This is a genomic window from Streptomyces sp. NPDC034111, from assembly GCF_055575375.1.
In genome coordinates this window covers 335,318-359,669 of sequence record NZ_JBVIST010000003.1, presented here as the reverse complement: position 1 = coordinate 359,669, position 24,352 = coordinate 335,318, and the positions used below count along the sequence as shown (strand labels likewise).

General features: G+C 72.4%; 22 protein-coding genes. 15 read left to right on the top strand and 7 right to left on the bottom strand.

Going from position 1 to position 24,352, the window contains the following annotated elements; genetic code table 11:
- The first annotated feature begins 34 nt into the window (after positions 1-34).
- Positions 35-451 (top strand): PPOX class F420-dependent oxidoreductase, encoded by a 417-nt coding sequence (locus ACZ55A_RS10940; protein ID WP_468837347.1) that lies wholly within the window; start codon positions 35-37, stop codon positions 449-451.
- A gap of 26 nt (positions 452-477) precedes the next feature.
- Here the strand turns inward: ACZ55A_RS10940 and ACZ55A_RS10935 are convergent, their stop codons facing one another.
- Positions 478-1,485 carry a hypothetical protein gene (locus ACZ55A_RS10935; RefSeq protein ID WP_468837344.1) on the bottom strand — a complete coding sequence of 336 codons (1,008 nt, stop codon included), beginning with the start codon at positions 1,483-1,485 and terminating at the stop codon, positions 478-480.
- Between the two features lie 98 nt (positions 1,486-1,583).
- Here ACZ55A_RS10935 and ACZ55A_RS10930 point away from each other — a divergent pair, with 98 nt between their 5' ends.
- Entirely contained in the window at positions 1,584-2,279 is a 696-nt protein-coding gene (locus ACZ55A_RS10930) for a GDSL-type esterase/lipase family protein (RefSeq protein WP_468837953.1), read from the top strand.
- Between the two features lie 26 nt (positions 2,280-2,305).
- On the opposite strand, the gene ACZ55A_RS10925 is transcribed toward ACZ55A_RS10930, so the two are convergent.
- Complete coding sequence (locus tag ACZ55A_RS10925) at positions 2,306-2,728, bottom strand: LppU/SCO3897 family protein (protein ID WP_468837341.1); 423 nt, start codon at positions 2,726-2,728, stop codon at positions 2,306-2,308.
- Between the two features lie 407 nt (positions 2,729-3,135).
- Here ACZ55A_RS10925 and ACZ55A_RS10920 point away from each other — a divergent pair, with 407 nt between their 5' ends.
- Positions 3,136-4,008 (top strand): endonuclease/exonuclease/phosphatase family protein, encoded by an 873-nt coding sequence (locus tag ACZ55A_RS10920; RefSeq protein ID WP_468837338.1) that lies wholly within the window; start codon positions 3,136-3,138, stop codon positions 4,006-4,008.
- 90 nt (positions 4,009-4,098) lie between these two features.
- Here ACZ55A_RS10920 and ACZ55A_RS10915 read toward each other — a convergent pair whose 3' ends face one another.
- Positions 4,099-4,962, bottom strand: coding sequence for a LysR family transcriptional regulator (locus tag ACZ55A_RS10915; protein WP_468837335.1), 864 nt, complete (start codon positions 4,960-4,962; stop codon positions 4,099-4,101).
- Between the two features lie 213 nt (positions 4,963-5,175).
- Here ACZ55A_RS10915 and ACZ55A_RS10910 point away from each other — a divergent pair, with 213 nt between their 5' ends.
- Entirely contained in the window at positions 5,176-6,060 is an 885-nt protein-coding gene (locus tag ACZ55A_RS10910) for an EamA family transporter (RefSeq protein WP_468837950.1), read from the top strand.
- 60 nt (positions 6,061-6,120) lie between these two features.
- Here the strand turns inward: ACZ55A_RS10910 and ACZ55A_RS10905 are convergent, their stop codons facing one another.
- Positions 6,121-6,495, bottom strand: a complete 375-nt coding sequence (locus tag ACZ55A_RS10905; protein ID WP_468837333.1) for a hypothetical protein — start codon at positions 6,493-6,495, stop codon at positions 6,121-6,123.
- Positions 6,496-7,025: 530 nt separating this feature from the next.
- Between ACZ55A_RS10905 and ACZ55A_RS10900 the strand changes: the two genes are divergently transcribed.
- The 7 genes from ACZ55A_RS10900 to ACZ55A_RS10870 all read left to right on the top strand — a co-directional run bounded on the left by ACZ55A_RS10900 (position 7,026) and on the right by ACZ55A_RS10870 (position 15,689).
- Entirely contained in the window at positions 7,026-7,829 is an 804-nt protein-coding gene (locus tag ACZ55A_RS10900; protein WP_468837330.1) for a TIGR03084 family metal-binding protein, read from the top strand.
- Positions 7,826-9,526 carry an acyclic terpene utilization AtuA family protein gene (locus ACZ55A_RS10895; RefSeq protein ID WP_468837327.1) on the top strand — a complete coding sequence of 567 codons (1,701 nt, stop codon included), beginning with the start codon at positions 7,826-7,828 and terminating at the stop codon, positions 9,524-9,526. Before ACZ55A_RS10900 ends, ACZ55A_RS10895 begins: the two co-directional genes overlap by 4 nt.
- Entirely contained in the window at positions 9,523-11,130 is a 1,608-nt protein-coding gene (locus ACZ55A_RS10890) for an acyl-CoA carboxylase subunit beta (RefSeq protein WP_468837324.1), read from the top strand. Before ACZ55A_RS10895 ends, ACZ55A_RS10890 begins: the two co-directional genes overlap by 4 nt.
- A 7-nt stretch (positions 11,131-11,137) precedes the next feature.
- A complete protein-coding gene (locus ACZ55A_RS10885) occupies positions 11,138-12,991 on the top strand; it encodes an acetyl/propionyl/methylcrotonyl-CoA carboxylase subunit alpha (RefSeq protein WP_468837321.1) in 1,854 nt (617 codons plus the stop codon).
- A gap of 82 nt (positions 12,992-13,073) precedes the next feature.
- Positions 13,074-14,240 (top strand): acyl-CoA dehydrogenase family protein, encoded by a 1,167-nt coding sequence (locus ACZ55A_RS10880; RefSeq protein ID WP_468837947.1) that lies wholly within the window; start codon positions 13,074-13,076, stop codon positions 14,238-14,240.
- Between the two features lie 61 nt (positions 14,241-14,301).
- Positions 14,302-15,072 carry an enoyl-CoA hydratase family protein gene (locus ACZ55A_RS10875; RefSeq protein ID WP_468837319.1) on the top strand — a complete coding sequence of 257 codons (771 nt, stop codon included), beginning with the start codon at positions 14,302-14,304 and terminating at the stop codon, positions 15,070-15,072.
- A complete protein-coding gene (locus ACZ55A_RS10870; RefSeq protein ID WP_468837316.1) occupies positions 15,060-15,689 on the top strand; it encodes a TetR/AcrR family transcriptional regulator in 630 nt (209 codons plus the stop codon). Before ACZ55A_RS10875 ends, ACZ55A_RS10870 begins: the two co-directional genes overlap by 13 nt.
- 373 nt (positions 15,690-16,062) lie before the next feature.
- Here the strand turns inward: ACZ55A_RS10870 and ACZ55A_RS10865 are convergent, their stop codons facing one another.
- Positions 16,063-17,160, bottom strand: coding sequence for a citrate synthase 2 (locus ACZ55A_RS10865; protein WP_468837313.1), 1,098 nt, complete (start codon positions 17,158-17,160; stop codon positions 16,063-16,065).
- A gap of 419 nt (positions 17,161-17,579) precedes the next feature.
- Between ACZ55A_RS10865 and pdxH the strand changes: the two genes are divergently transcribed.
- On the top strand, positions 17,580-18,299 hold the full coding sequence (pdxH, locus tag ACZ55A_RS10860) for a pyridoxamine 5'-phosphate oxidase (protein WP_468837310.1): 720 nt from the start codon (positions 17,580-17,582) through the stop codon (positions 18,297-18,299).
- Between the two features lie 594 nt (positions 18,300-18,893).
- Positions 18,894-20,288 (top strand): PAS domain-containing protein, encoded by a 1,395-nt coding sequence (locus ACZ55A_RS10855; RefSeq protein ID WP_468837945.1) that lies wholly within the window; start codon positions 18,894-18,896, stop codon positions 20,286-20,288.
- A 25-nt stretch (positions 20,289-20,313) separates the two neighbouring features.
- Here ACZ55A_RS10855 and ACZ55A_RS10850 read toward each other — a convergent pair whose 3' ends face one another.
- The gene (locus ACZ55A_RS10850) at positions 20,314-21,081 is read right to left on the bottom strand and encodes an SIS domain-containing protein (protein WP_468837307.1); all 768 of its coding nucleotides are present in this window, start codon (positions 21,079-21,081) and stop codon (positions 20,314-20,316) included.
- Positions 21,082-21,311: 230 nt separating this feature from the next.
- Here ACZ55A_RS10850 and ACZ55A_RS10845 point away from each other — a divergent pair, with 230 nt between their 5' ends.
- Positions 21,312-22,004, top strand: a complete 693-nt coding sequence (locus ACZ55A_RS10845; protein WP_468837304.1) for a metal-dependent transcriptional regulator — start codon at positions 21,312-21,314, stop codon at positions 22,002-22,004.
- Positions 22,005-22,639: 635 nt separating this feature from the next.
- Entirely contained in the window at positions 22,640-23,515 is an 876-nt protein-coding gene (locus ACZ55A_RS10840) for an alpha/beta fold hydrolase (protein ID WP_468837300.1), read from the top strand.
- Positions 23,516-23,674: 159 nt separating this feature from the next.
- On the opposite strand, the gene ACZ55A_RS10835 is transcribed toward ACZ55A_RS10840, so the two are convergent.
- Positions 23,675-24,301 (bottom strand): hypothetical protein, encoded by a 627-nt coding sequence (locus ACZ55A_RS10835; RefSeq protein ID WP_468837942.1) that lies wholly within the window; start codon positions 24,299-24,301, stop codon positions 23,675-23,677.
- Between the last annotated feature and the right edge of the window lie 51 nt (positions 24,302-24,352).

The following is a 24,352-nucleotide window of genomic DNA, read 5'->3' as shown; positions in this document are numbered from 1 at the left end:
ACGAAAACGGCCTGGATGTGCCTGTATGGGAGGCATGACGACTCTCCCCAGCCCCGGCCTCGCCCCCTTCGAGCGGCAAGGGACGATCTTGCTGACCACGTACAAGCGGGACGGCACCGGTGTCGGCACACCGGTCAATATCGCCGTCGACGGGGACCACGCCTACTTCCGCACGTACGGCGACGCCTGGAAGGCCAAGCGGATGCGGAACTTCCCGGAGGTGGAGATCTGCCCGTCCACCTGGCGGGGCCGCCCCACCGGACCGGCCGTCAGGGCCCGCGTGCGGCTGCTGGATCCGCAGACCCGGGAGTACCGGCGGGCCGAGCGGTCGCTGACCCGCAAGTACCCGCTGCTCCACGGGCTGCTGGTGCCGCTGGCGCACCGGCTGAAGAAGCAGCGGACCCTCCATTACGAACTGCGGCTGGTGACCGAGGAGAAGCAGCCTTCGTGAGCCCGGCACGACCGGGAGGACATCTCCTAGGACCGTCGCCGCAGCAGCCGCCGTACCGCCACGACCAGTGCCGTCGCCACCGCGAGCACCATCGCCCCCTTGACGAAGCCCGGGTCCAGCTCGTCCGCCCCCGAACTCCCCTTCCCTCCGGGCCGGTTGTTCCCGTCCGGGTTCGCCGGATCGTCGGCGTCCCGCGCCGACTCCGGCAGCTGCCGGTCGCTCAGGCCGACCGGTTTGACCTCGCTGTCGTGGCCCTCGGAGCCGTACATCAGGGTGCGCCCGTCGGGGGTGAAGGTGACCGACTCGCCCTGCTGCTGGATGGGGACGCCCACGCTGCCGAGGTCCTTGGGGCGGCCGTCCTGCCAGCGGTAGATGCGGGCGCCGAAGTAGCTGCGCAGCACCAGCCGCGTACCGTCCGGCGAGAAGGCGCCGTCGGTCGCCCACAGGTCGACCGGTGCGACCCTGCGGAAGGTGTTGATGCCGCCGGTGGTCAGGTGTCGCGGGCCCTCGTAGAGCGCGCCGCTGCCGTCCTGCTTCTTGCTGGCGAGGTAGACCCGGCCGGTTTTGGGGTGCACCATCAGCGCCTCGGCGTCCCGCGGACCGTCCGCGTACCGCACATTGAACTGGGTGGCGGTGACGGTGGCATCGCGCAGCCGCTTCGGCTCGGGGAAGCGGTAGATCCACACGTGGTCCCACTTGCCGCCGTAGTTGTCGCCGATGTCGCCGACGTAGAGGGCGCCGTCCGGGCCGGCCGAGATGGCCTCGACATCGCGCGGCGCACCGATGCCGCGCAGTGTGATCCTGGCGACGGTACGGCCGGAGGCGCTGTCGACGGCGTAGATGTACGGGCCGTCATCGCTGTCGTTGTGGGTCCAGTAGATCCCGGGGTGCAGCCGGCTGGCGGCCAGGCCGCTGGACTCGCTTATCCGGGGATCGCGCACGGAGAAGCCGGCCGGATCATCGGCGACGGCCACCCCGGCCGCCGCCACCCACAGGACCCCCGCGGCACCGGCCGCGCACAGAAGCGAACGCATGGGCACAGACTGCCATCCCGGGCGCGCTGCCGGCGGGCGTGGCCAGCGTCACGTACCCGCCGGTAGGGGTTCTCGGCCATCATGACCGGATGAGGATCATGTTCGTCGGTGACTCGATGACGATCGGCAGCACCGGCGATTTCACCTGGCGCTACCGCATGTGGCAGCACCTGAACGCCACCCACGGCGGCCCGTACCGCATCGTCGGCCCGCGCCGGACGCTGCACGACGCCGCCGAGGACGCCGCCACCTCGGACGCCTACGCCGACCCCTCCTTCCCCGAGGAGGCCCGCTCCCATCTCGCCGGCTGGGGCGAGGGCTGGCTGCACATGGCGCCGCTGATCGGCGACGCGGTGCGCCACCACGACGCCGACACCCTGCTGATCTCGCTGGGCCTGATAGACCTCGGCTTCTACACCAACGCCGAGCAGACCGCCCGGAACGTACGGGAGTTCGTGGCCCGGGCACGGGCCGCGACACCGCACATCCGGGCCGTCGTGATGCCCGTCATCCCCAACGTCCGCGCCACCGCCGACCCCGCCTTCGCCGCCCAGTGCGAGCACTTCAACGAACTCCTCGCCAAGACCGTCGCGGACCTCTCCACGCCGGGGTCCCCGCTGCTGCTGGCCTCCGAACCCGCGGGGTGGGAGACCGACCGCGCCACGTATGACGGGACCCACCCCTCGGAGTGGGGCGAACATCTGCTGGCGGAGGCGTTCGCGGACGCGATGCACCAAGCGTGGGGGGTCGGGGGGCCGTACGCCCCCGCCGGGGCACTACCCGCTCCGGGCTGACCCCCGGCGCGGCGATCGTCCGGCGCTCAGTGGGTGACCCTCATCAGGCACATCGTGCTCTTCGCGTAGCGGCGGCCGTACTCATAGCGGTCGTCTTCGGGACGGCACTGGCCGCGGGACACGTACCGGTATCTGGCCTTGGGGTTCTTGCAGTCGATGACGAAGAGGTTGGGGTCCTCGCCGGTCCCGCGGTTCTCCAGGCAGTCCCCGAGGACGGCCTCCTCGGCGGTCTTGACCGGTGGCTTGCCGTCGTCCGCCAGCCAGCTCAGCAGCGCGAACCCGGAGGCGACGGCCGCCAGCGCGCCGAGCGCGACCAGCGGACGGACCCACCTGCGCTGGACCTTCCCCGTCGGGACGAACACCGGCTCGCCCGGCGGGATCCACTGCGGGTGCGCGGCCTGGCCGCCGTAGGGCGGCTGCTGGGCGTAGGCCTGTTGCTGGGGGTACACCGGCGGTTGGCCGTACGCCGGCTGGGGGCCGTACGGGCCCGGGCCGGGCGGCTGAGGGCCGTACGGGGCGGGGCCGCCGTGGGGCGGAGGGTGCGCGGACAGGGTGATCCCCCGGGGTGCTGGTCGGCTGGACGGTAGGCCTTGCAGGGTACTGACGTGCGAACAGGCCGCACCGGCCAGGGGCTTGAACGGCGGTGCGAGCCGGACCGCGGCGGGGTCGGGACTCCCGGTGCGGCGGACGGTCGCGTGGAAAGCCGAGCCAAGACAGGGCCCGGTCCGGGGCCCAATGAGGCCGTCAGGCGGCGTGGTTGGTTGAGCGATGGCGTCTCATTCGTTCAATCTCTGTTAGTGGCTACTCCATTCACATCTGGCACGTTGATGCCACCCCCCACCAAGGAGTCCACACGATGAACCGACGACGCGTCATACCCGCAATTGCTGCCGCGTTCGCCCTGAGTGCGGCGGTCTCCGTCGCCACGGTGAGCACCGCCCAGGCGGACGACGAGACGCTGACCGTGATGAGCCTCAACACCTGGCACGGCGGCTCCCAGGTCACGGACGGGGTCAATACGACCGTCCAGGAGATCAAGGCTTCCGGGACCGAGGTAGTGGCCCTCCAGGAGACCGACAAGGCCGTCACCAAGCAGATCGCCGAGAAGCTGGGCTGGGAGCACTACACGCAGAGCGGTTTGGACGTCGACGTCATCAGCAGTCAGCCCATCGAGAAGGTCGACTCGCTGTCGGACGTGGCGGTGGCGGCGAAAATCAAGGGAGTCTGGGTGTACTCGATCCACCTGGGCTACACGAAGTACGGGCCGTACAACGCCTGTTTCGACAAGGACAGCTACGAGGCGATCTACGCGGACGAGGCCGAGCGCAAGCAGCAGGCCGAGTCGATCGTCAAGTGGGCCGGTTCCTCACCAGCGATCATCGCCGGGGACCTCAACTCCCCGTCCCACATGGACTGGACCGAGAAGACCAAGGCGAAGCACTGTGACTCGGTCGTGGAATGGCCCGCGACAAAGGCGTTCGCCAACGGGGGGTTCGGGGACTCCTACCGTGAGGTCAACCCGGACGAGGCGGCTTCCCCCGGCGACACCTGGAGCCCGAAGGTCGCCACCAACAGCGACTACGGCAACAAGCCCGAGCCCCAGGACCGCATCGACTTCATCCTGTACAAGGGCGGCTCGCTGGACGCCACCAGCTCGAAGGTCTACGGCGGTGAGAAGGAGAACTGGCCGTCCGATCACCGGGCCGTGGTCAGTCAGTTCACGCTCTGACGGAATCCGCCGACAGGGGGTGGGCCGGTCCACGGGCGTTCGTCGCAGCGGGGACCGGCCCGCCCCTGTTGCGTTGCGGCCTGCTCGTGATCACGCCCGGTCCTGCCCCATGACCTCCCGGGCCAGTGCCACCAGGTCCCGGATCCGCGGGTGACCGGGGCCGGCGCGCCAGGCGAGGACCACGGGGACGGGCGGGGCGTCGGTGAGGGGGATGTAGGACATGGCGGGGTGGGGGTGCATCTCGGCGGTGGCGGAGGTGGTGACGCCCACGGCGCGGCCGCCGGTGATGGCGGCGATCCAGTCGTCGGTGTTGCCGATGGTGAGGGTGGACGACGGGCGGGCGGTGGGCGGCCACAGGTCGAGAGTGGTGATGCCGGAGACGGTGTTGACGGCGAGGGTGCGGCCGGCCAGGTCGGAGAGGGAGAGGGCGGTGCGGTGGGCCAGGGGGTCGTCGGCGGGGAGTCCTGCGACCCGGGGTTCGGTGGTGAGCCGTTCGGTGACCAGGCCCGGTGCGTCGACCTCGCCGCGCAGCAGTGCGGCGTCCACCTCGCCGCGGGCCAGGCCGGCCGTGCGGTCGTCGATGCGGCGGAGTTCGAGCGGGGTGTCGGGGTGGGCCTCGCGCCAGCGGCGGAGCAGGGCGGTGGTGTCCGTGCCGGCGGCGGACCAGGCGTGGCCCAGGCGCAGGGGCCAGGTGGTGTGGTCGGCGTAGCGGAGGGCGCGCTCGAAGGCGGTCACCGCGAGCGCGGCCCGGTCGCGGAAGGCGTGGCCGTCGGGGGTGAGCGCCAGGTGGTGGGTGGAGCGGTCGACGAGGCGGGCGCCCAGCGCCTGCTCCAGCTGGCGCAGGGTGCGGGAGACGGCGGGCTGGGTCAGATGCAGACGGCTGGCGGCGCGGGTCACGCTGAGGGTGTCGGCGATGGCCAGAAAGCAGCGGAAGTGGCGCAGCTCGATGCTCATGCGTGGGGAGCATAACAAGGGGGGAAACAGCATTTCACGGACCGGAACGGCGGGCCTTAGCGTGGTGGGGTGAACCCTTCGCCCGCCGGTCCCGAGGGACGGATACCCGCCACTTCTGTCAATCCCGCCACATCCATAGATCCCGCCCCTTCGGCCTCTGCCGACCCGGCCGACGGCGGGCTGCCGCATCCGGTGCCGCCCTCGCCGGAGGTGCTGAGCGCGCAGGCCGCGGCGGGGCCCGGCGGTGCGTCCGGGGCACGGGGGCGGATCGCGTCGGTGGCGCTGGTGATCGGCGGCATCGTCTCGTTGCAGTTCGGGGCGTCGGTCGCGGTGCTGCTCTTTCCGCGGGTGGGCGCGCTGGGCGTGGTCACCCTGCGGCTGGCCGTGGCGTCCCTGGTGCTGCTGGTGGTCTGCCGCCCCAGGGTGCGGGGGTACCGGCGCGGTGACTGGGCGACGGTGCTCGCCTTCGGCGTCGCACTGGTCGGTATGAACTCGCTCCTCTACCAGGCGATCGACCGTATCCCGCTGGGCGCCGCGGTCACCCTGGAGTTCCTCGGTCCGCTGATCCTGTCGGTGGCCACCTCGCGCCGACTGCTGAGTCTGCTGTGGGCGGCGCTGGCGCTGGGCGGGGTGGTGCTGCTGGGGCGCGAGGGGTTCGACGGGCTCAACCTCGTCGGCGCGGCGTGCGCACTGGCGGCCGGCGGGCTGTGGGCCGCGTACATCCTGCTCTCCGCGCGGACGGGACAGCGCTTCCCGCAGGCGGACGGGCTGGCGCTGGCGATGACCGTCGCCGCGGTGCTCAGCCTGCCGCTCGGTATCGCGGGCGCGGGCTCCGCACTGCTCGACCCGGTCACCCTGGGCCTGGGTGCCGCGGTCGCCCTGATGTCGTCCGTGCTGCCCTACACGCTGGAACTGCTCGCCCTGCGCAAGCTCCCGGCCTCCGGCTTCGCGGTCATGATGAGCCTGGAGCCGGCCGCCGCGGCCGCCGCGGGCTTCCTGGTGCTGCACCAGGCGCTGGGGTGGGCCGAGGTGCTGGCGATCGGGCTCGTCGTGGTCGCGAGCGTGGGCGCGGTACGGAGCGCGGGGGCTCACGGCTGAGCCGAGGGGCCGCCCGCCGAGGCCCATCAGGGAAGCACGGCCCCTCAGCAGTACCGCCCCTCAGCATTCCCTCGGCGGGTGCGCGGGGGAGAAGAAGTTCCCCGAGTACACCCACGTCGTCGGCATGGTGTTGTACAGCAGGTACCACAGGTGCCCCGAAGGCGTCCTGGTGGTCTGACAGGCGATCTCGAGCTCGGTGCCGTACCGGAACGTCCGGAAGCGCTGGCTGGACGAGGACGGCTTGGCGTAGGCGGGGGCGCCGTGGATGTTGCCGACCGTCAGGGTGACGTACGGGGCGGCCGCCGGGCGGGCCGCCGGTCCGGCCGGTGACGAGGCCGGTGACGAGGCCGAGGCCGAGGTGGCTCCGCAGGCGATGAGGAGAGCGGCGGCCGCCGCGCCGACGCCGACGGCTCGTCTCTTCGGGGAAGTGCGCATCTTCAGGACCTTTCGTGAGGTGGACAACTGCCCTCCGTGGTGCCCTCCGTGGTGCCCCCCCGTGGCGCCTGCCGTGGGAGGCATCCGTGTCGGCACCACGGAGGGACCCTCACAGCCTCGTCGGCCGGCCGCGGTCCGCCGTCCGCCCGGGGTACCGGGCGTCTCCGCCGTGCGGGCGAGGGGAATCCGGCCATCGCCGCGGCCCGGCGGGGTGTCCGGCGGCGGCGAGAAAATCATGCAGGCGTGCTTGATTGTTTCTCGCCGCGCTGCCACCCTCGGACCCGAACCGCACCACAACACCTGTCAACCTGCCCTGGCCGTAGGGCCTGTCGTCAAACTCCCGCCTGCCCCGCGACGCCTGGCACGCACGCTCGCCGCGTTGTCGGGATCGCCCCGATACACCCAGTATCGGGGCGACCCTCCGCCTTGCGATCGCACGCACCAGACGCCGCGGGGCCCGCCCTTCGGGCGAACGACGGGAGTTTGACGACAGGCCCTACGCCACATGGGGCCGACGAGGGGAGTGCCGCGTGTTGGATCCCGGCGCCGTACTGGCGGATCTCAGGGCGGAGAGTGAGGAGCTGGACGCGCTGGTCGCCGGGCTTCCCGCCGGGCGCTGGGCGGAGCCGACACCCGCCGAGGGCTGGACCATCGCCCACCAGATCGCCCACCTGGCGTGGACCGACCGGCAGGCGCTGCGCTCCGCCACCGACCCCGAGGGGTTCGTACGGGCCGCGCAGGAGGCCCTTGCCTCGCCGCTGACCTTTGTCGACGAGGCCGCCGCCGCGGGGGCGAAGACCCCGCCCGCCGAGCTGCTGGCCGGCTGGCGCGACGGCCGTGACGCACTGCTCCGGGTGCTCGCCGCGCATCCGGCGGGCGGGAAACTTCCGTGGTACGGCCCGCCGATGAGCGTCGCCTCGATGGCCACCGCGCGGCTGATGGAGACCTGGGCGCACGGCCAGGACGTCGCCGATGCGCTGGGCGTCGTACGCCTCCCCACCGCCCGGCTGCGGCATATCGCCCGGATCGGGGTGCGGACCCGGGACTTCGCCTATGTCACTCATCAACTGACCCCGCCCGCAGAGGAGTTCCGGGTCGAGCTGCGGGCGCCGGACGGGGCTCGGTGGGAGTACGGGCCGGCCGGCGCCGGGCAGCGGGTGACCGGGGACGCCCTGGAGTTCTGCCTGCTGGTGACCCAGCGGGCGCACCGCGACGACCTGCCGTCCCTGCGGGCCGAAGGGGCCCAGGCCGAGCGGTGGCTGGGGATCGCCCAGGCCTTCGCGGGCCCGCCGGGGAAGGGCCGCGCGCCCAGGTCGCGGGGCGGCGCCGGATGAGCGGCGGCGAGCCGCTGCGGATCGGCAACGCCTCCGGCTTCTACGGGGACCGGTTCGACGCGCTGCGCGAGATGCTCACCGGCGGCCCCCTGGACGTCCTGACCGGTGACTACCTCGCCGAGCTGACCATGCTCATCCTGGGGCGCGACCGGCTCAAGGACCCCGCACGCGGCTACGCCAGGACCTTTCTGCGGCAGCTGGAGGAGGGGCTGGGGCTCGCCGCCGAGCGCGGGGTGCGGATCGTCGCCAACGCGGGCGGGCTCAACCCGGCCGGACTCGCCGACGCCGTACGGGAGTTGGCGCAGAAGGCCGGCGTTTCCGTACGGGTGGCGCATGTGGAGGGGGACGATCTGCTGGCCCGTGGGGGCTGGGGCGAGGGGGTGCTGACCGCCAACGCCTATCTGGGCGGCGGCGGGATCGCCGCCTGTCTGCGCGCCGGGGCCGATGTGGTGATCACCGGGCGGGTCACCGATGCCGCACTGGTCAGCGGCGCGGCCCAGGCGCACTTCGGCTGGCGCCCTGAGGACCTGGACCAGCTGGCCGGCGCGGTGGTCGCCGGGCACGTCCTGGAGTGCGGAACCCAGGCCACCGGCGGCAACTACTCCTTCTTCGGCGGCCATGACGTACGGTGGCCCGGCTTCCCGCTCGCCGAGATCGCCGCCGACGGCAGCTGCGTGATCACCAAGCATCCGGGCACCGGCGGCGCGGTCACCACCGGTACCGTCACCGCCCAGCTGCTGTACGAGACGTCCGGCGCGCGCTACGCCGGACCGGACGTGACGGCGCGGCTGGACACCGTACGGCTCACCCAGGACGGCCCGGACCGGGTCCGGATCGACGGGGTACGAGGCGAGGCCCCGCCGCCCACCCTCAAGGCCGGGCTCACCCGCCTCGGCGGCTGGCGCAACGAGGTCACCTTCGTGCTGACCGGGCTGGAGGTGCCGGCCAAGGCCGCACTGGTGCGGGCGCAGATGGAGGCGGCGTTCGAGGCCGCCGGTGCGCGCCCGGCCGAGGTGCGCTGGACGCTGGCCCGCACCGACCGGGACGACGCGGACGTCCAGGAGGAGGCGAGCGCGCTGCTGCGGCTGGTGGTGCGGGACGCCGACCAGGACGCGGTGGGGCGGGTGGTCAGCGGCGCCGCGGTCGAACTGGCGCTGGCCAGCTACCCCGGCTTCCACCTCACCGCACCGCCCGGGAAGGGCTCCCCGTACGGGGTCTTCGAGGCGGTGGCGGTGCCGGCGGACGAGGTGCCGCACCGCGCCGTACTGCCGGACGGCAGCCGGATGGACATCCAACCTCCGCCTGCGGCAAGGGAGTTGGTGCGGCTGCCGGATCCGCCGCTGCCCGAACCGCTGCCGGGGGCGGGCACCCGGCGGGCGCCCCTCGGCCGGATCGCCGGGGCTCGCAGCGGCGACAAGGGCGGTGCGGCGAACGTCGGGGTGTGGGTCCGTACGGACGACGCCTGGCGCTGGCTGGCACATGAGCTGACCGTCGAGCGGTTCCGGCAGCTCCTGCCCGAGACCGCGGCCCTGCCCGTCGAGCGGCATCTGCTGCCGAATCTGCGTGCGCTCAACTTCGTCGTCGACGGGCTGCTCGGTGCGGGCGTGGCCGCCCAGGCCCGGTTCGACCCGCAGGCCAAGGCCGTGGGGGAGTGGCTGCGCGCGCGGCACCTGGACATACCGGAGGTACTGCTGTGACCGTGCTCAGGACCGCGCTGGACCCGACCGGCGCCGAGTACGCGGAGCGCCGGGCGGCGATGCTCGGAAAGCTGGCCGAGCTCGACGCCGAGCACGCCAAGGCGCTCGCGGGCGGCGGCGAGAAGTACCGCACCCGGCACCGGGAACGCGGCAAACTGCTCGCCCGGGAGCGGATCGAGCTGCTGGTCGACCCCGACACCCCCTTCCTGGAGCTGTCCCCGCTCGCGGCCTGGGGCAGCGACTACCGGACAGGCGCCTCGCTGGTCACCGGCATCGGGGTGATCGAGGGCGTGGAGTGCCTGATCACCGCCAACGACCCGACGGTGCGCGGCGGCGCCTCCAACCCCTGGACGCTGAAGAAGGCGCTGCGGGCCAACGAGATCGCCTTCGCCAACCGGCTCCCGGTGGTCTCGCTGGTCGAGTCCGGCGGGGCGGACCTGCCCAGCCAGAAGGAGATCTTCATTCCGGGCGGGGCGCTGTTCAAGGACCTGACCCGGCTGTCGGCCGCCGGCATACCGACCGTCGCCGTGGTCTTCGGCAACTCCACCGCGGGCGGCGCGTACGTCCCCGGCATGTCCGACCACGTCATCATGGTCAAGGAGCGGGCCAAGGTCTTCCTCGGCGGGCCGCCGCTGGTGAAGATGGCGACCGGTGAGGAGAGCGACGACGAGTCGCTGGGCGGGGCCGGGATGCACGCCCGCACCTCCGGGCTCGCGGACCACTTCGCCCTCGACGAACCCGACGCACTGCGCCAGGCACGGCGGGTGGTCGCCCGCCTCAACCGGCGCAAGGCGCACCCCGATCCGGGACCCGCCGCGCCCCCCGCGTACGACCAGGACGAACTGCTCGGCATCGTCCCCGGCGACCTCAAGGCGCCCTTCGACCCCCGCGAGGTCATCGCCCGGATCGTCGACGGCTCCGACTTCGACGAGTTCAAACCGCTGTACGGAGCGAGTCTGGTGACCGGCTGGGCCGAGCTGCACGGCTACCCGGTCGGCATCCTCGCCAACGCCCAGGGCGTGCTCTTCAGCGCGGAGTCCCAGAAGGCCGCGCAGTTCATCCAGCTGGCCAACCAGCGCGACATCCCGCTGCTCTTCCTGCACAACACCACCGGCTACATGGTCGGCAAGGAGTACGAGCAGGGCGGCATCATCAAACACGGCGCGATGATGATCAACGCGGTGTCGAACTCGAAGGTCCCGCACCTCTCCGTCCTGATGGGCGCCTCCTACGGCGCCGGCCACTACGGGATGTGCGGCCGCGCCTACGACCCCCGCTTCCTCTTCGCCTGGCCGAGCGCCAAATCCGCCGTGATGGGGCCGCAGCAGCTCGCCGGCGTGCTGTCGATCGTCGCCCGCGCCTCGGCGGCGGCCAAGGGGCAGCCATACGACGACAAGGCCGCGGAGGCCGACGCCGGGCTGCGGGCGATGGTGGAGCAGCAGATCGAGGCGGAGTCGCTGCCGATGTTCCTGTCCGGGCGGCTCTACGACGACGGCGTCATCGACCCGCGCGACACCCGCACTGTGCTCGGCCTGTGTCTGTCCGCGATCCACACGGCGCCGGTGGAAGGCGCACGCGGTGGGTTCGGCGTCTTCCGGATGTGAGGTCCACATGATCACCTCTGTACTCGTCGCCAACCGTGGCGAGATCGCCTGCCGGGTCTTCCGTACCTGCCGCGAGCTGGGCATCCGCACCGTCGCCGTGCACTCCGACGCCGACGCCGACGCCCTCCACACCCGCCAGGCCGACATCGCGGTGCGGCTCCCGGGGGCGACGCCCGCCGAGACATATCTGCGCGGTGACCTCCTGGTGAAGGCGGCCCTGGACGCGGGCGCCGACGCCGTGCACCCCGGCTACGGGTTCCTGTCCGAACACGCCGGCTTCGCGCGGGCCGTCCTCGACGCCGGACTGATCTGGATCGGACCGCCGCCCGGGGCGATCGAGGCGATGGCCTCCAAGACGCGCGCCAAGGAGCTCATGGGCGTCGCGCCCCTGAAGACGGTCACGGCCGGCGACCTGCCCGTCCTGGTGAAGGCGGCGGCGGGCGGCGGCGGCCGCGGTATGCGGATCGTACGCGAACTCGCCGAGCTGGACGGCGAGTTGACGGCGGCGCGGGCCGAGGCGCGCAGTGCCTTCGGCGACGGCGAGGTGTTCGTCGAGCCCTATGTCGAGGGCGGCCGCCACGTCGAGGTGCAGATCCTCGCCGACGACCGGGGCACCGTGTGGGTACTCGGCACCCGGGATTGCTCGCTCCAGCGGCGCCACCAGAAGGTCATCGAGGAGGCGCCGGCGCCGGGCCTGTCCCCCCAACTGACCGCCTCCCTCCACGAGAGGGCGGAACACGCGGCACGGGTCACCGGCTACGTCGGCGCCGGCACCGTCGAATTCCTGGTCGCCGACGGCCGGGCCCACTTCCTGGAGATGAACACCCGCCTCCAGGTCGAACACCCCGTCACCGAGGCCGTGTACGGGATCGACCTGGTCGCCCTCCAGATCCGCCTCGCCGAGGGCAGCCCCCTGGAGGGCGAGCCCCCGGCCCCGCGGGGTCACGCCGTCGAGGCCCGCCTGTACGCGGAGGACCCGGCCGCCGGCTGGGCCCCGCAGACCGGCACCCTGCATCGCCTCACCGTTCCCGGCGTACGCCTCGACACCGGGTACCGCGACGGCGACCCGATCGGTGTGCACTACGACGCGATGCTCGCCAAGGCCGTCACCCACGCCCCCACCCGCGACGAGGCGGTGCGCCGGCTCGCCGGAGCCCTGGAGCGGGCCGCTGTCCACGGGCCCGTCACCAACCGGGACCTCCTCGTACGGTCCCTGCGGCACCCCGAGTTCACCGGGGCCCGTATGGACACCGGCTTCTACGAACGGCACCTGGACACCCTCACCGCACCCGCCGCCGACCCCTGCGCCCCGCTCGCCGCCGCCCTCGCCGACGCCCACGGCCGCTCCCGCTTCGGCGGCTTCCGCAACCTGCCGTCGCAGCCGCAGACCAAGCGCTACCGCACCGAACCCGACGGCACCGAACACGAGGTCCACTACCGGCACACCAGGGACGGCCTGACCGCCGACGGGGTGCGCGTGGTGCGCGCCGCGGCGGACCTCGTCGTCCTCGAAGTGGACGGCGTACGCCGCACGTTCACGATCACCCGCTACGGTGACCGGATCCACGTGGACACCCCCCAGGGCACCTGCATCCTGACCGCACTGCCCCGCTTCCCCGACCCGGCGGCCCGCACCGAGCCGGGCTCCCTGCTCGCCCCCATGCCCGGCACGGTGGTCCGGATCGCGGACGGGGTCGCCGAGGGTGCCCGGGTCGAGCCCGGGCAGCCACTGCTCTGGCTGGAGGCGATGAAGATGGAACACAAGATCACCTCGCCGTCCGCCGGCACCCTCACCGCCCTGCCCGCCCGCACCGGCCAGCAGGTCGAGGTGGGCACCCTGCTGGCGGTCGTCACGGACTGACCCCTCCCCTGCCTCAGGGGCATGCAAGGGGGCCCGTACGCACCTCCCTCACCGCACACAAGGAGCCGTCATGAGCAACGCCATGAGCAGTCCTGTGATCGAGACCGAGGAACACCGCGCCCTGCGCGCCTCCGTGGCCGCCCTCGGCAGGCGCTACGGCCGGGAGTACGTCACCACCGTCGTCGCCGAAGGCCGGCACACCGACGACCTGTGGGCCGAGGCCGCCAAGCTCGGCTACCTGGGCGTCAACCTCCCCGAGGAGTACGGCGGCGGGGGCGGCGGCATCGCCGAACTCTCCCTCGTACTGGAGGAACTGGGCGCGGCCGGCTGCCCGCTGCTGATGCTGGTGGTCTCGCCCGCCATCTGCGGCACGGTCATCGCCCGCTTCGGCACCGCGCAGCAGAAGCGGACCTGGCTGCCGGGACTCGCCGACGGCTCCCGCAAGATGGCCTTCGGCATCACCGAACCGGACGCCGGATCCAACTCCCACCGCATCACCACCACCGCCCGCAAGGAGACCGGGGGAGACTGGATCCTCAACGGCCGCAAGGTGTTCATCTCGGGCGTCGACATCGCCGACGCGACCCTGATCGTCGGCCGTACCGAAGACGCGAGGACCGGCCGCCTCAAGCCCTGCCTGTTCATCGTCCCGCGCGACACCCCCGGCTTCGGCCGCCGCCCGATCCCGATGGAACTGGCCGCCCCGGAGAAGCAGTTCGAGCTGACCCTGGACGACGTACGGCTGCCCGCCGACGCCCTCGTCGGCGACGAGGACGCCGGACTGCTGCAACTCTTCGCCGGGCTCAACCCCGAACGCATCATGACCGCCGCCTTCGCCCTCGGCATGGGCCGCTACGCCCTCGGCCGGGCCGTCGACTACGCCCGCACCCGCCAGGTGTGGAAGGAGCCCATCGGCGCCCACCAGGCCCTCGCCCACCCGCTCGCCCAGGCCCATATCGAGCTGGAGCTGGCCCGGTTGATGATGCAGAAGGCCGCCCACCTCTACGACGCGGGCGACGACCTGGCCGCGGGGGAGGCCGCCAACATGGCCAAGTACGCGGCGGCCGAGGCCGCGGTGCACGCCGTCGACCAGGCCGTCCACACCCTCGGCGGCAACGGCCTCACCCAGGAGTACGGCCTCGCCTCGCTGATCACCGCCGCCCGGGTGGCCAGGATCGCCCCGGTCAGCCGCGAAATGATCCTCAACTTCGTCTCCCACCAGTCGCTGGGCCTGCCGAAGTCGTACTGACCGCGGGATGCAAAGATCCTGCGACGCGCACCGCGCGCCAGGGAAAGGAGCTCGACGGACGATGACCGACGGACCCGGGACACCGCTGGTGTCGCGCTCCCACGAGCGCGGCATCACCACCCTCACCCTGGACTCCCCGCACAACCGCAATGCGCTCTCCGCCCGGCTCATGGCCGAACTGCACCAGGCGCTCGCGGACGCCGCGGCCGACGACGGGACCCGGGCGGTCGTGCTCACCCATACGGGCAGCACCTTCTGTGCCGGGGCCGACCTCACCGAGGCCACCTCGGGGGCGGCCAAGGACGGGCCGTTGGCACTGGCCCGGCTGCTGCGGGCCATCGTGGAGCTGCCCCGGCCCGTCGTCGCCCGGGTCACCGGCCACGTCAGGGCCGGCGGCCTCGGGCTGCTCGGCGCCTGCGACCTCTCCGCGGCCGGCCCGGCGGCCACCTTCGCCTTCACCGAGGCCCGCCTCGGCCTCGCGCCCGCCGTCATCTCCCTGCCGCTGCTGCCGCGGCTGGACCCGCGCGCGGCCGGCCGCTACTACCTGACCGGCGAGAAGTTCGGCGCGGCAGAGGCCGCCCGGATCGGGCTGATCACACTCGCGGCCGAGGACGTCGACACCGGCCTCGCTACCGTACTGGAAGGGCTGCGCAAGGGCTCACCCCAGGGACTGGCCGAGTCGAAGAAGCTGCTGACCGCCGAGGTGCTCAGGGCCTTCGACCGCGACACGGACGCGCTCGCCGAGCAGTCCGCGCGGCTCTTCGGCTCCGCCGAGGCCCGCGAGGGCATGACCGCCTTCCTGGAGCGACGGGCCCCGGCATGGGCGCGCTGACCCCGGCCCGCGGCGACCGGCAGCCCCAGCAGGAGCGCAGCCGCGCCACCCGCCTGAAACTGCTGGAGGCCGCCCTCGCATGTCTGGCGGAGCGCGGCTGGAGCGGCAGCACGGTCTCGGTGGTCGCCGAACGGGCGGGCGTCTCGCGGGGCGCCGCCCAGCACCACTTCCGCACCCGCGAGGACCTGTTCACCGCCGCCGTCGAACACGTCGCGGACAAACGGCAGGCCGCCCTGAAGGCCGTCGCCCACAACCTGCCGCCCGCCGGGTCCGTCGCCCGTACCCGGATCATCGTCGAGGAACTGGTCGGCCTCTACACAGGCCCGCTGTTCCGGGCCGCCCTGCACCTGTGGGTGGCCGCCTCCGACGAGGAGCAACTCCGCGAACCGGTCACCGCCCTGGAGGCCCGCGTCGGCCGGGAGGCGCACCGTACGGCCGTGGCGCTGCTCGACGCCGACGAATCCGTACCCGGAGTACGGGAGACCGTACAGGGGCTGCTCGACATGGCACGGGGGCTGGGCCTGGCCAACCTCCTGACGGACGACTCGGCCCGGCGGGAACGGGTTGTTGAGGAGTGGGCGCACATCATCGACTCCGCACTAAGCGCTGGCCGCTAGGCGGCCCTCCCACGTTTTTGTCCGTCCCGCCGTGCGTGTTCTCGCCGTTGCGCCTGGCGGCGGGCGTGGTTTTGTCGGGTGCGGTGCCGCTCCTCCGGACTTCGTCCTGCGGCGCGGCCCCTCCCGTGGGTGGGTGGACCAAGGCCGGTGGGGGTGCACGTGGTCAGTGACGTGCACCCCCACCGGCCTTTTCCTTTTCCCCAACGGGAGGGGACGGGCCGGAGGGGCCTTGTTGGTGGACGTAAAGCGAAGCAGTCCACCAACAAGGCCCCGGAGGTCCGTCACCGCACCCGACAACCACCTGGCCCGCCGCAGGCGCCACGGCGAGAAACCACCATGGCGGGACGGACAAAAACGTGGGAAGGCCGAACCCTTACCGCACGGCCTCGTACCCGGCGATCTCCCGAGGACTACGCGCCCCCGGCCCCACGTACCGGGCCGACGGCCGGACCAGTCGGCCCGTCCGCTTCTGCTCCAGGATGTGCGCGCTCCAGCCGGCCGTGCGGGCGCAGGTGAACATGGAGGTGAACATGTGCGCCGGGACCTCGGCGAAGTCCAGCACGATCGCGGCCCAGAACTCGACGTTGGTGGCCAGCACCCGGTCCGGGCGGCGGTTGTGCAGCTCCTCCAGCGCGGCCTTCTCCAGCGCCTCGGCGACCTCGAAGCGGGGGGCGGCCAGCTCCCTGGCGGTGCGCCGCAGCACCCGTGCTCGGGGGTCCTCGGCGCGGTAGACGCGGTGGCCGAAGCCCATCAGCCGCTCACCGTTGTCCAGCGCGTTGCGGACATAGGCACCGGCGTCGCCGGTCCGCTCGATCTCCTCGATCATGCCCAGCACGCGGGAGGGCGCGCCGCCGTGCAGCGGCCCGGACATCGCACCGACCGCACCGGAGAGCGCCGCCGCCACATCCGCGCCGGTGGAGGCGATGACCCGGGCGGTGAAGGTGGAGGCGTTCATGCCGTGCTCGGCGGCCGAGGTCCAGTAGGCGTCGACGGCCTTGACGTGCTTGGGGTCGGGCTCGCCGCGCCAGCGCTTCATGAAGCGCTCCACGACGGTCTCCGCCTTGTCGATCTCCTTCTGCGGCACCATCGGCAGGCCCTGTCCGCGCGCCGACTGGGCGACGTACGACAGCGCCATCACCGCGGCGCGGGCGAGGTTGTCGCGGGCGGTCGCCTCGTCGATGTCCAGCAGCGGTTTCAGGCCCCATACGGGCGCGAGCATCGCCAGCGCGGACTGCACATCGACCCGGATGTCGCCGGAGTGCACCGGGATCGGGAACGGCTCGGCGGGCGGCAGGCCGGGGCTGAACGCCCCGTCGACCAGCAGCCCCCAGACGTTCTCGAAGGACACCTGTCCCACCAGGTCTTCGATGTCGACCCCGCGGTAGCGGAGCGCGCCGCCCTCCTTATCCGGTTCGGCGATCTCCGTCTCGAACGCGACGACTCCCTCGAGTCCGGGTACGAAGTCGGACATCAGGCGGCTCCTCAAGATGGGTACGGCGTACGGTCCATGACCGGCGCCGGGCGGACGAGTCAGCTGTGCGGTGGCGGTGCGGTTACGCGGCTGCGCCGGGCAGCTCGCGGTCCGTACCGGTCACCTCGGTGATGCCCCGCCAGAGCATCGGCCACGCGAGGGTCCTGCCCGCGGGGGGTCGGGCCGCGGGCGGCGTAAGCGGTGTGGTGCGGCGCGTGGTGCGCGGGTGCTCGGGCCGGCCGGAACACGATAGCTCCCCCTGTCCGGGGGCCACAGTGGACCGCCCCACGATTTTGGCGGGTCCCCCACCTGCGGGGAAGCGTGACATCCGGCACACTGGTCGATTTGCCGACGGGAGGGTTACGGCCGGTCGACGAGGGGCAGACTTCCGCCCCTCCCGGCTGACCTGGCCGGACCCGATGCTGCAAGATGAGGCCGTGCACCCACCCGACGCGTCCCACGCCGAGACCCCCGACCCCTCCACCATGCGTGCGCACTACCGCGCCGAGGGACTTGCCGAGTCCGACCTCGCCGCCAGTCCGTACGACCAGTTCGCGCGCTGGTTCAAGGACGCCACCGTGGCCGGGCTGCACGAGCCGAACGCCATGGTCGTCTCGACGGCGGACAGCGCCGGCCGGCCGAGCTCACGGACGGTGCTCCTCAAGGCGTTCGACGACCGCGGCTTTGTGTTCTTCACCAACTACCAGAGCCGCAAAGGCCGCGAGCTGGCCGAAAACCCCGCTATCTCCCTGGTGTTCCCCTGGCATCCGCTCTCCCGCCAGGTCGTCGTCGCCGGTGTCGCGGAGCGCATCGGCCGGGACGAGACCGCCGCCTACTTCCGCACCCGCCCGCACGGCTCCCAGCTCGGCGCGTGGGCCAGCAACCAGTCGTCGCCGGTCGCCTCCCGCGAGGAACTGGAGCGCGCGTACGAGGAATTGGCGGCCCGCTACCCCGTGGGCGAGCAGGTGCCGGCGCCACCGCACTGGGGCGGCTACCGCGTTGTCGCCGAAACCGTCGAATTCTGGCAGGGCCGGATGAACCGCCTGCACGACCGGCTGCGCTACGTACGCCAGACCGGCGGAGCGGCCCGGGCCGAGGCCGGGGGCGTGACCTGGCGCGTGGAGCGGCTGGCGCCCTGACGCGGGCGGGCCGACCGGCCCGTCGCGCCGTGCACGACAGAAACCCGTGCACGACAGAAGCCCGTGCACACAGAAGCCCGTGCACACGGAAGCAGTCCACGAGAGCGGGCGCAGACGCAGACGACCCGCGGGCTGCTTCCTCCGCGCTCGGTCGGCGCGAAGGGCCGGTCGGACGAACCGACAGCCCGCGGGTCGGGTGACTGCTTGGGATTGGCCGGCTGCGCATCTGCAGTATGCGCTGGTCCGGCGCTGCACTTCGGTGAAGCGACGGGCCGCTAGCCCGCAGCCACCTCACGCGTCCGGTGCGAAATCATTGGCCGAACCACCTCCCTTCTCGTGTGCACCACACAGTAGGAAGCTGTCCGGCACGGGACAAGCGAATTTTTCCGGGAGCAACGATTTCCGCGAATCGGGTGTGGGCCAGGTCACGTTCCAGTTGAATGTTCCCAGGTGGAGCATGTGTGGCCGCGTTCGTGAGGGGTGCCAGTGACTGCTTCGTCAGCTTCTTCTGGTCTGTCCGGCTCAGCTTCCTCGGCGCGCTGCGCCGCCGACGAGCCCGAGGACTCGGGCCTGCTCGCCGCTCTCCTGGACGGCATGGACGCCGCCCTGATCGCCTTCGCGGCGGACGGCACGGTCACCCACTGGAACCACGAAGCCTCCCGCATCCTGGGCTGGACCGCCGAGGAGGCGGTCGGCCGCACGGGCCTGACCGGCTGGGCGGTCCGCAAGGAGGACGCCGACGGCATCGAGGCCGCGCTGGCGGCCGCGATGCGCTCCCCGGGCCGCCAGGTCCATGAATTCACCCTGCTCACCAAGGACGGCCACCGGGTGCTCGTCCGTACCCAGGCCTCCGCGGTCCGCGGCCCGGGCGGCCGGGTCGCGGGCGTCTACTGCGCCTTCAGCGAGGTGCACACCCAGATGGACCTGGAGCGGTCCATCGCCCTCAGCGAGGCGCTCTTCGAGGACGCGTCGTGGGGCGTGGTGCTGGTCGACGCCGATCTGCGGCCCGCCGTCGTCAACGCACACGCCGCCCGCACCCTGGGCGTCGGGCGGACCGCCCTGCTCGGGCGCCCGCTGGGCGATCTGCTGGCCCAGGGCGTGGAGGAACTGGAGTGCGCCCTCCAGCACGTCCTGGCCGAGGGCGCCCCGCCGGCCGCCGCCGAACTGTGGGTGACGCTGCGCTCCGAGGAGGCCGAGCTGCCGCGGCGGTGCTGGCGCAGCGGCTTCGTCCGGCTGGCCTCGCCGCTGGCCGAGGAGCCGGTCCCGCTGGGCGTCGCCTGGCTCTTCCAGGACGTCACCGAGGCCAAGCGTGCCGAGCAGGACAACTCCCTGCTCCGCTTCCGCGCCCATCAGCTGCACCGCGCCGGCCGGGCGGCGGCCGAGTGCCCCGACCCCGCCGAGGCCGCCGCCGTCCACCTCGACTTCGCGCTGGCCGGCTTCGCCGACCACGGCCTGGTCGACCTCGCCGCCAAGCCCGCCCCGGCGCCGTACGGGGCGGTCGCCGACGACGACGCCTGCGACGCGTACGAGGCGACCGAGCCGTACCCCTCGTACGGGACGGGCGGGACAGGCGGGACGGGAGGCGCAGAGGGCGGGCACGCGGGGGGCCGCCCGGTGTGCAGCCTGGTGCGGACGCTGGCCTCACCGGCCGGTGCGCCCGGCCCCACGCAGCCGCTCGCGCCGACCGGTATCCCCGTGCCCTATCCGCCGGGCCATCCGGCGTTCCAGGCGTACGAGCGGCGCGGCTCGGTGCGTGCCAGCGCCGGCTCCGCCCCGGCCGAGGGCTGGGCGGCCGCCCGCCACTGGCCGGACGGAACCGTGCACGGCCTGTGTGTGGTGCTGCGGAGCCGCGGTCGCACGCTGGGCGTGGCGACGTTCCTGCGCTCGCCCGCCCGCCGGCCCTTCGACCGCGCCGACGCCGACTACGCCGAGGAGGTCGCGGCCCGGATCGCGGCGGCCCTGGACCTCGCGGGCGCGGCGTCGTTGTGAGGTACTCCTTACGAGTGCCGCACTCTCACTGCCGGTAGAAGATCCGGTCCGCGTACTCGCTCATCACCCGGGCGTTCCAGTCGTGCCCGCCGTCGACGTTCCCGGAGCGCAGCAGCGGCGGGTCGATGCCCCGTTCGGCGAGCGTGCCCGCGGCCGTCGCCACCATGGCCTGCATGATCGCGCTGGTGACCACCGTGGAGGCGGGGGCGAACGGCGCGTCGATGCCCGGCGCCGTCAGCTCCGCGTCCCCCACCGGGATCCGGCTGTCCAGGACGAGGTCGCAGTGGTCCTTGAGGAAGCTGCCCGAGGCATGCCGGGACGTGGTGGCCTCCGCGTACGCCACCGACGTGACGCCGATGACCTTGATCCCCAGGGCCCGGGCGTGCTTCGCCATCTCGACGGGCAGTGCGTTGCGCCCGGACAGCGAGATGATCACCAGCACGTCGCCGGACCGCAGCGGGCTGGTGTCCAGGACGGCCGCGGCCAGCCCGTCGACCCGCTCCAGCGCGCTGCCGAGCGTCGCGGGCCGTACGTCGACGCCGACGACACCCGGGACGGACAGCAGATTCATCAGCGCCAGACCGCCCGCGCGGTAGACGGTGTCCTGTGCGGGGAGCGAGGAGTGCCCGGCGCCGAAGGAGAAGACCCGGCCACCCGCGGCGACGGTGTCCGCGATCAGCCGGCCGGCCGCGGTGATCCGGTCGCTCTCCTCGTCGCGGACCTGGTGCAGCAGGTCGATCGCGGCGTCGAAGTACTTCCCGGCCAGCCGGTCGCTCCGGTCGCTGTCAGCCATTTCCCGCGGGCCCCTCTCCTCGGATCCCATCGGATCTTTGTGGTTCGCTCGCGCCGGATCCCGTCGGATCGCGCCGCATTTGATCAGTGGCGCGGATCACGTTGCGGTCTGGACCAGTGCCCTGTCAATACGGCCGGGCGGGTTCGGTCGGTGGACGAGGAGGCACCGTTGTCAGTGGGATGCGTCAGAATTGAGTCCAGGGCCACCGCACCACACATCGAGGGGCACGCATGTCCGGACTGATCGACACCACGGAGATGTATCTCCGCACCATCCTCGAGCTGGAAGAGGAAGGTGTGGTCCCCATGCGCGCCCGCATTGCGGAGCGGCTTGAACAGAGCGGCCCGACGGTGAGCCAGACCGTCGCGCGCATGGAGCGAGACGGGCTGCTGACGGTCGCGGGCGACCGGCATCTGGAGCTGACGGAGGAGGGCCGGCGGCTGGCGACCCGGGTGATGCGCAAGCACCGCCTCGCCGAATGCCTGCTGGTCGACGTCATCGGGCTCGAATGGGAGCAGGTACACGCCGAGGCGTGCCGCTGGGAGCATGTGATGAGCGAGGCGGTCGAGCGCCGCGTCGTGGAGCTGCTGCGGCACCCGACGGAGTCGCCGTACGGCAACCCCATCCCGGGCCTTGAGGAGCTGGGCGAGAAGTCCGAGGCCGACCCGTTCCTGGACACCGGCATGGTCAGCCTGATGGACCTGGACGCCGGGGCCGACGGCAAGACGGCCGTGGTGCGCCGGATCGGCGAGCCGATCCAGGCCGACGCCCAGCTGATGTACACCCTCCGGCGCGCCGGTGTGCAGCCGGGCGCCGTGGTGAGCGTGACGGAGTCACCGGCCGGGGTCCTGGTCGGCAGCAGCGGCGAGGCCGCCGAGCTGGCCTCCGACATCGCCTCGCACGTCTTCGTCGCCAAGCGCTGAACGCCCGGGGCCGATGGCGGGCGGCGTCTGACGGCCGCCCTCTGACGGGCGCCGGCTGAGGGAGCCGCCTGCCCGGTGTTCGGCAGGTGCTGGTTGGCGCCGGTCGGTCCGGTCGGTGGTGACGGGTGCTGACGCCCCGCCACCCAAAGGTGATTCTTTCCTTTCCGCACTCTTCCCTGAACTGCCGTGTGAGCGCGCTGAGCTGCGCCGATGCGCCGCTGAGCGGGCTCGGCACGTTCTTGTGCCCTGAACGGACTTGTGCGAATCCGTGCGTTGCGGCCGCTCTCATGACACGCTGGCGCATGGCCATGCGTCGGCCTGTCCTTGCCAGGGAGGGGGCTCGGATGCATCCACTGATTCTGGAGACGCTCAGGGCCCCGGCGCTGCGAGCAGCCGGGGCCCTGCCTCCCCATGTCCCCCACCCAAGACCCGGAGCCCCGAGCTCCCAGGGTCTTCCCCCGCGGGCCCCCTTCCCGGTGGGGCCCGCCTCCCGGCAGATGTCTCCCCGTGGCGAGCGCGGTCAATCCCTGAGCGACGTCACTCGAACGAGGGGTATTGCACGCCGAACCGGTGCGTTCGAATAGGGGTTCGATAGTGTGGAGCTGCTCAAGGGACGATTGGGGGTGCCAGGGCACATGGTGCGGCGTATCGATGTGACAGGGACCGGCGGCGTGCGGCTCGCCGCCTGGGAATTCACCGACCCGCCGAAGGACTGCGGCGGGCCGGAGGGAGCCGAGCAGCGGCCGGGCGTGCTGCTGCTCCACGGCCTGATGGGGCGCGCCTCCCACTGGGCGGACACCGCCCGCCGGCTGAGTGCCCGTCACCGCCCCGTCGCCCTGGACCAGCGGGGTCACGGCCGCAGCGAGAAGCCCACCGAGGGGCCGTACGACCGCGAGGCGTATGTCGAGGACGCCCTCGCGGCCATCGAGCAGCTCGGCCTCGCACCGGTCGCTCTGGTCGGGCATGCCATGGGCGCCCTGACGGCATGGCAATTAGCGGCCCGCCGCCCGGATCTGGTCAGTGCGCTGGTCATCTGCGATATGCGGGCCTCCGCACTGGGCGCAGCCTCGCAGCGTGAATGGACCGAGTGGTTCCGCTCCTGGCCGATGCCGTTCGCCACGCTCGCGGATGTCCGTAAGTGGTTCGGCGAGGACGACCCCGTCCTGGAACGGCCGCGCCCGGCCCGTGGCGAATTCTTCGCGGAGGTGATGGCCGAGCGCGCCGACGGCTGGCGCCCGGTCTTCTCCCGGCGGCAGATGCTCACCGCCCGCGAGACCTGGGTCCATGACGCCCACTGGGAGGAGCTCGCCCAGGTGTCCTGCCCGGCACTGGTCGTCCGCGGCCTCGACGCCGAACTGGGCCGCGCCGAGGCCCAGGAGATGGTCCGCGTCCTCCCGCGCGGCGCCTACGCCGAGATCCCCGACGCCGGACATCTGCTCCCCTGGGAGAAACCCGACGCCTGGTACGCCGCCATCGAGCCCTTTCTGCACGCGGCCACGATGCCCGGCTGAGCCACCGAGTTGCCGTGGCCCCACGGCGTGCCACGGCTCGCCGTGTGCCGTGTGCCGTGTGCCAGGGCACTGTCGCGTGTCACGGCCCCGCGAGGAGCCGTGACACGCGACGAGGTGAGCCGGCGCGCGCCCGCGGGAGGCCGCGCGCCGCGCGGCCGTTCAGCCGGCGTTGTTGAACTTCCAGACGAACGGGGCGCTCTGGCCCTCGCCCGCCCAGTGGACCTCCACGGACTTCGCGCCCTTGGGGATCATGTAGGTCTGGCAGATGGTGTGGCTCTGCCCGACCTTCCAGTTCTCGATCTCGATGGTGTCCTCGCAGCCGGGGCCGTCCTCGGCGGCACCTATGAGCAGCCCGCCGCGCTGGCCGTCCGCATGGATTTCGGACTCATTGCCCACCCGGGGCATGTCCTTGACGACACCGCCGCCCTTGTTCGTGTACTTGATCCAGGCGGTGGCGGCGACAAGGCCCTTGGCGTCCTTCGGGTCCGAGACCAGTTTCTTGGTATCGGCCTCGGTGGCCACCTGCACCTTCTGCGCGGCGACCTCGTACGTGATCGTCTGCTTGCCGTTTTCTTCCTTGAACTTGCCGGTGCCGCCCTGGCCGGGCTTCAGTTCGCCCGCCGGTTCTGCCGGCTTCTTTTCCGTCTTCGGGGCCTCGGCGGCCGCATCGCTCTTCTTGCCGTCCTGGGTGCCGGCCGAGTTCTTCTTGCCGCCGCATGCGGTCAGGGCCAGCGCCAGTACGGCAACGGGCGCGGCAGCGCGCAGCCATGCGGTCTTCCTGTGCAGCAAAACGCTCTCCTAGCAGACGTTCTCCCCCGTCGCACCACACAGTTCCGC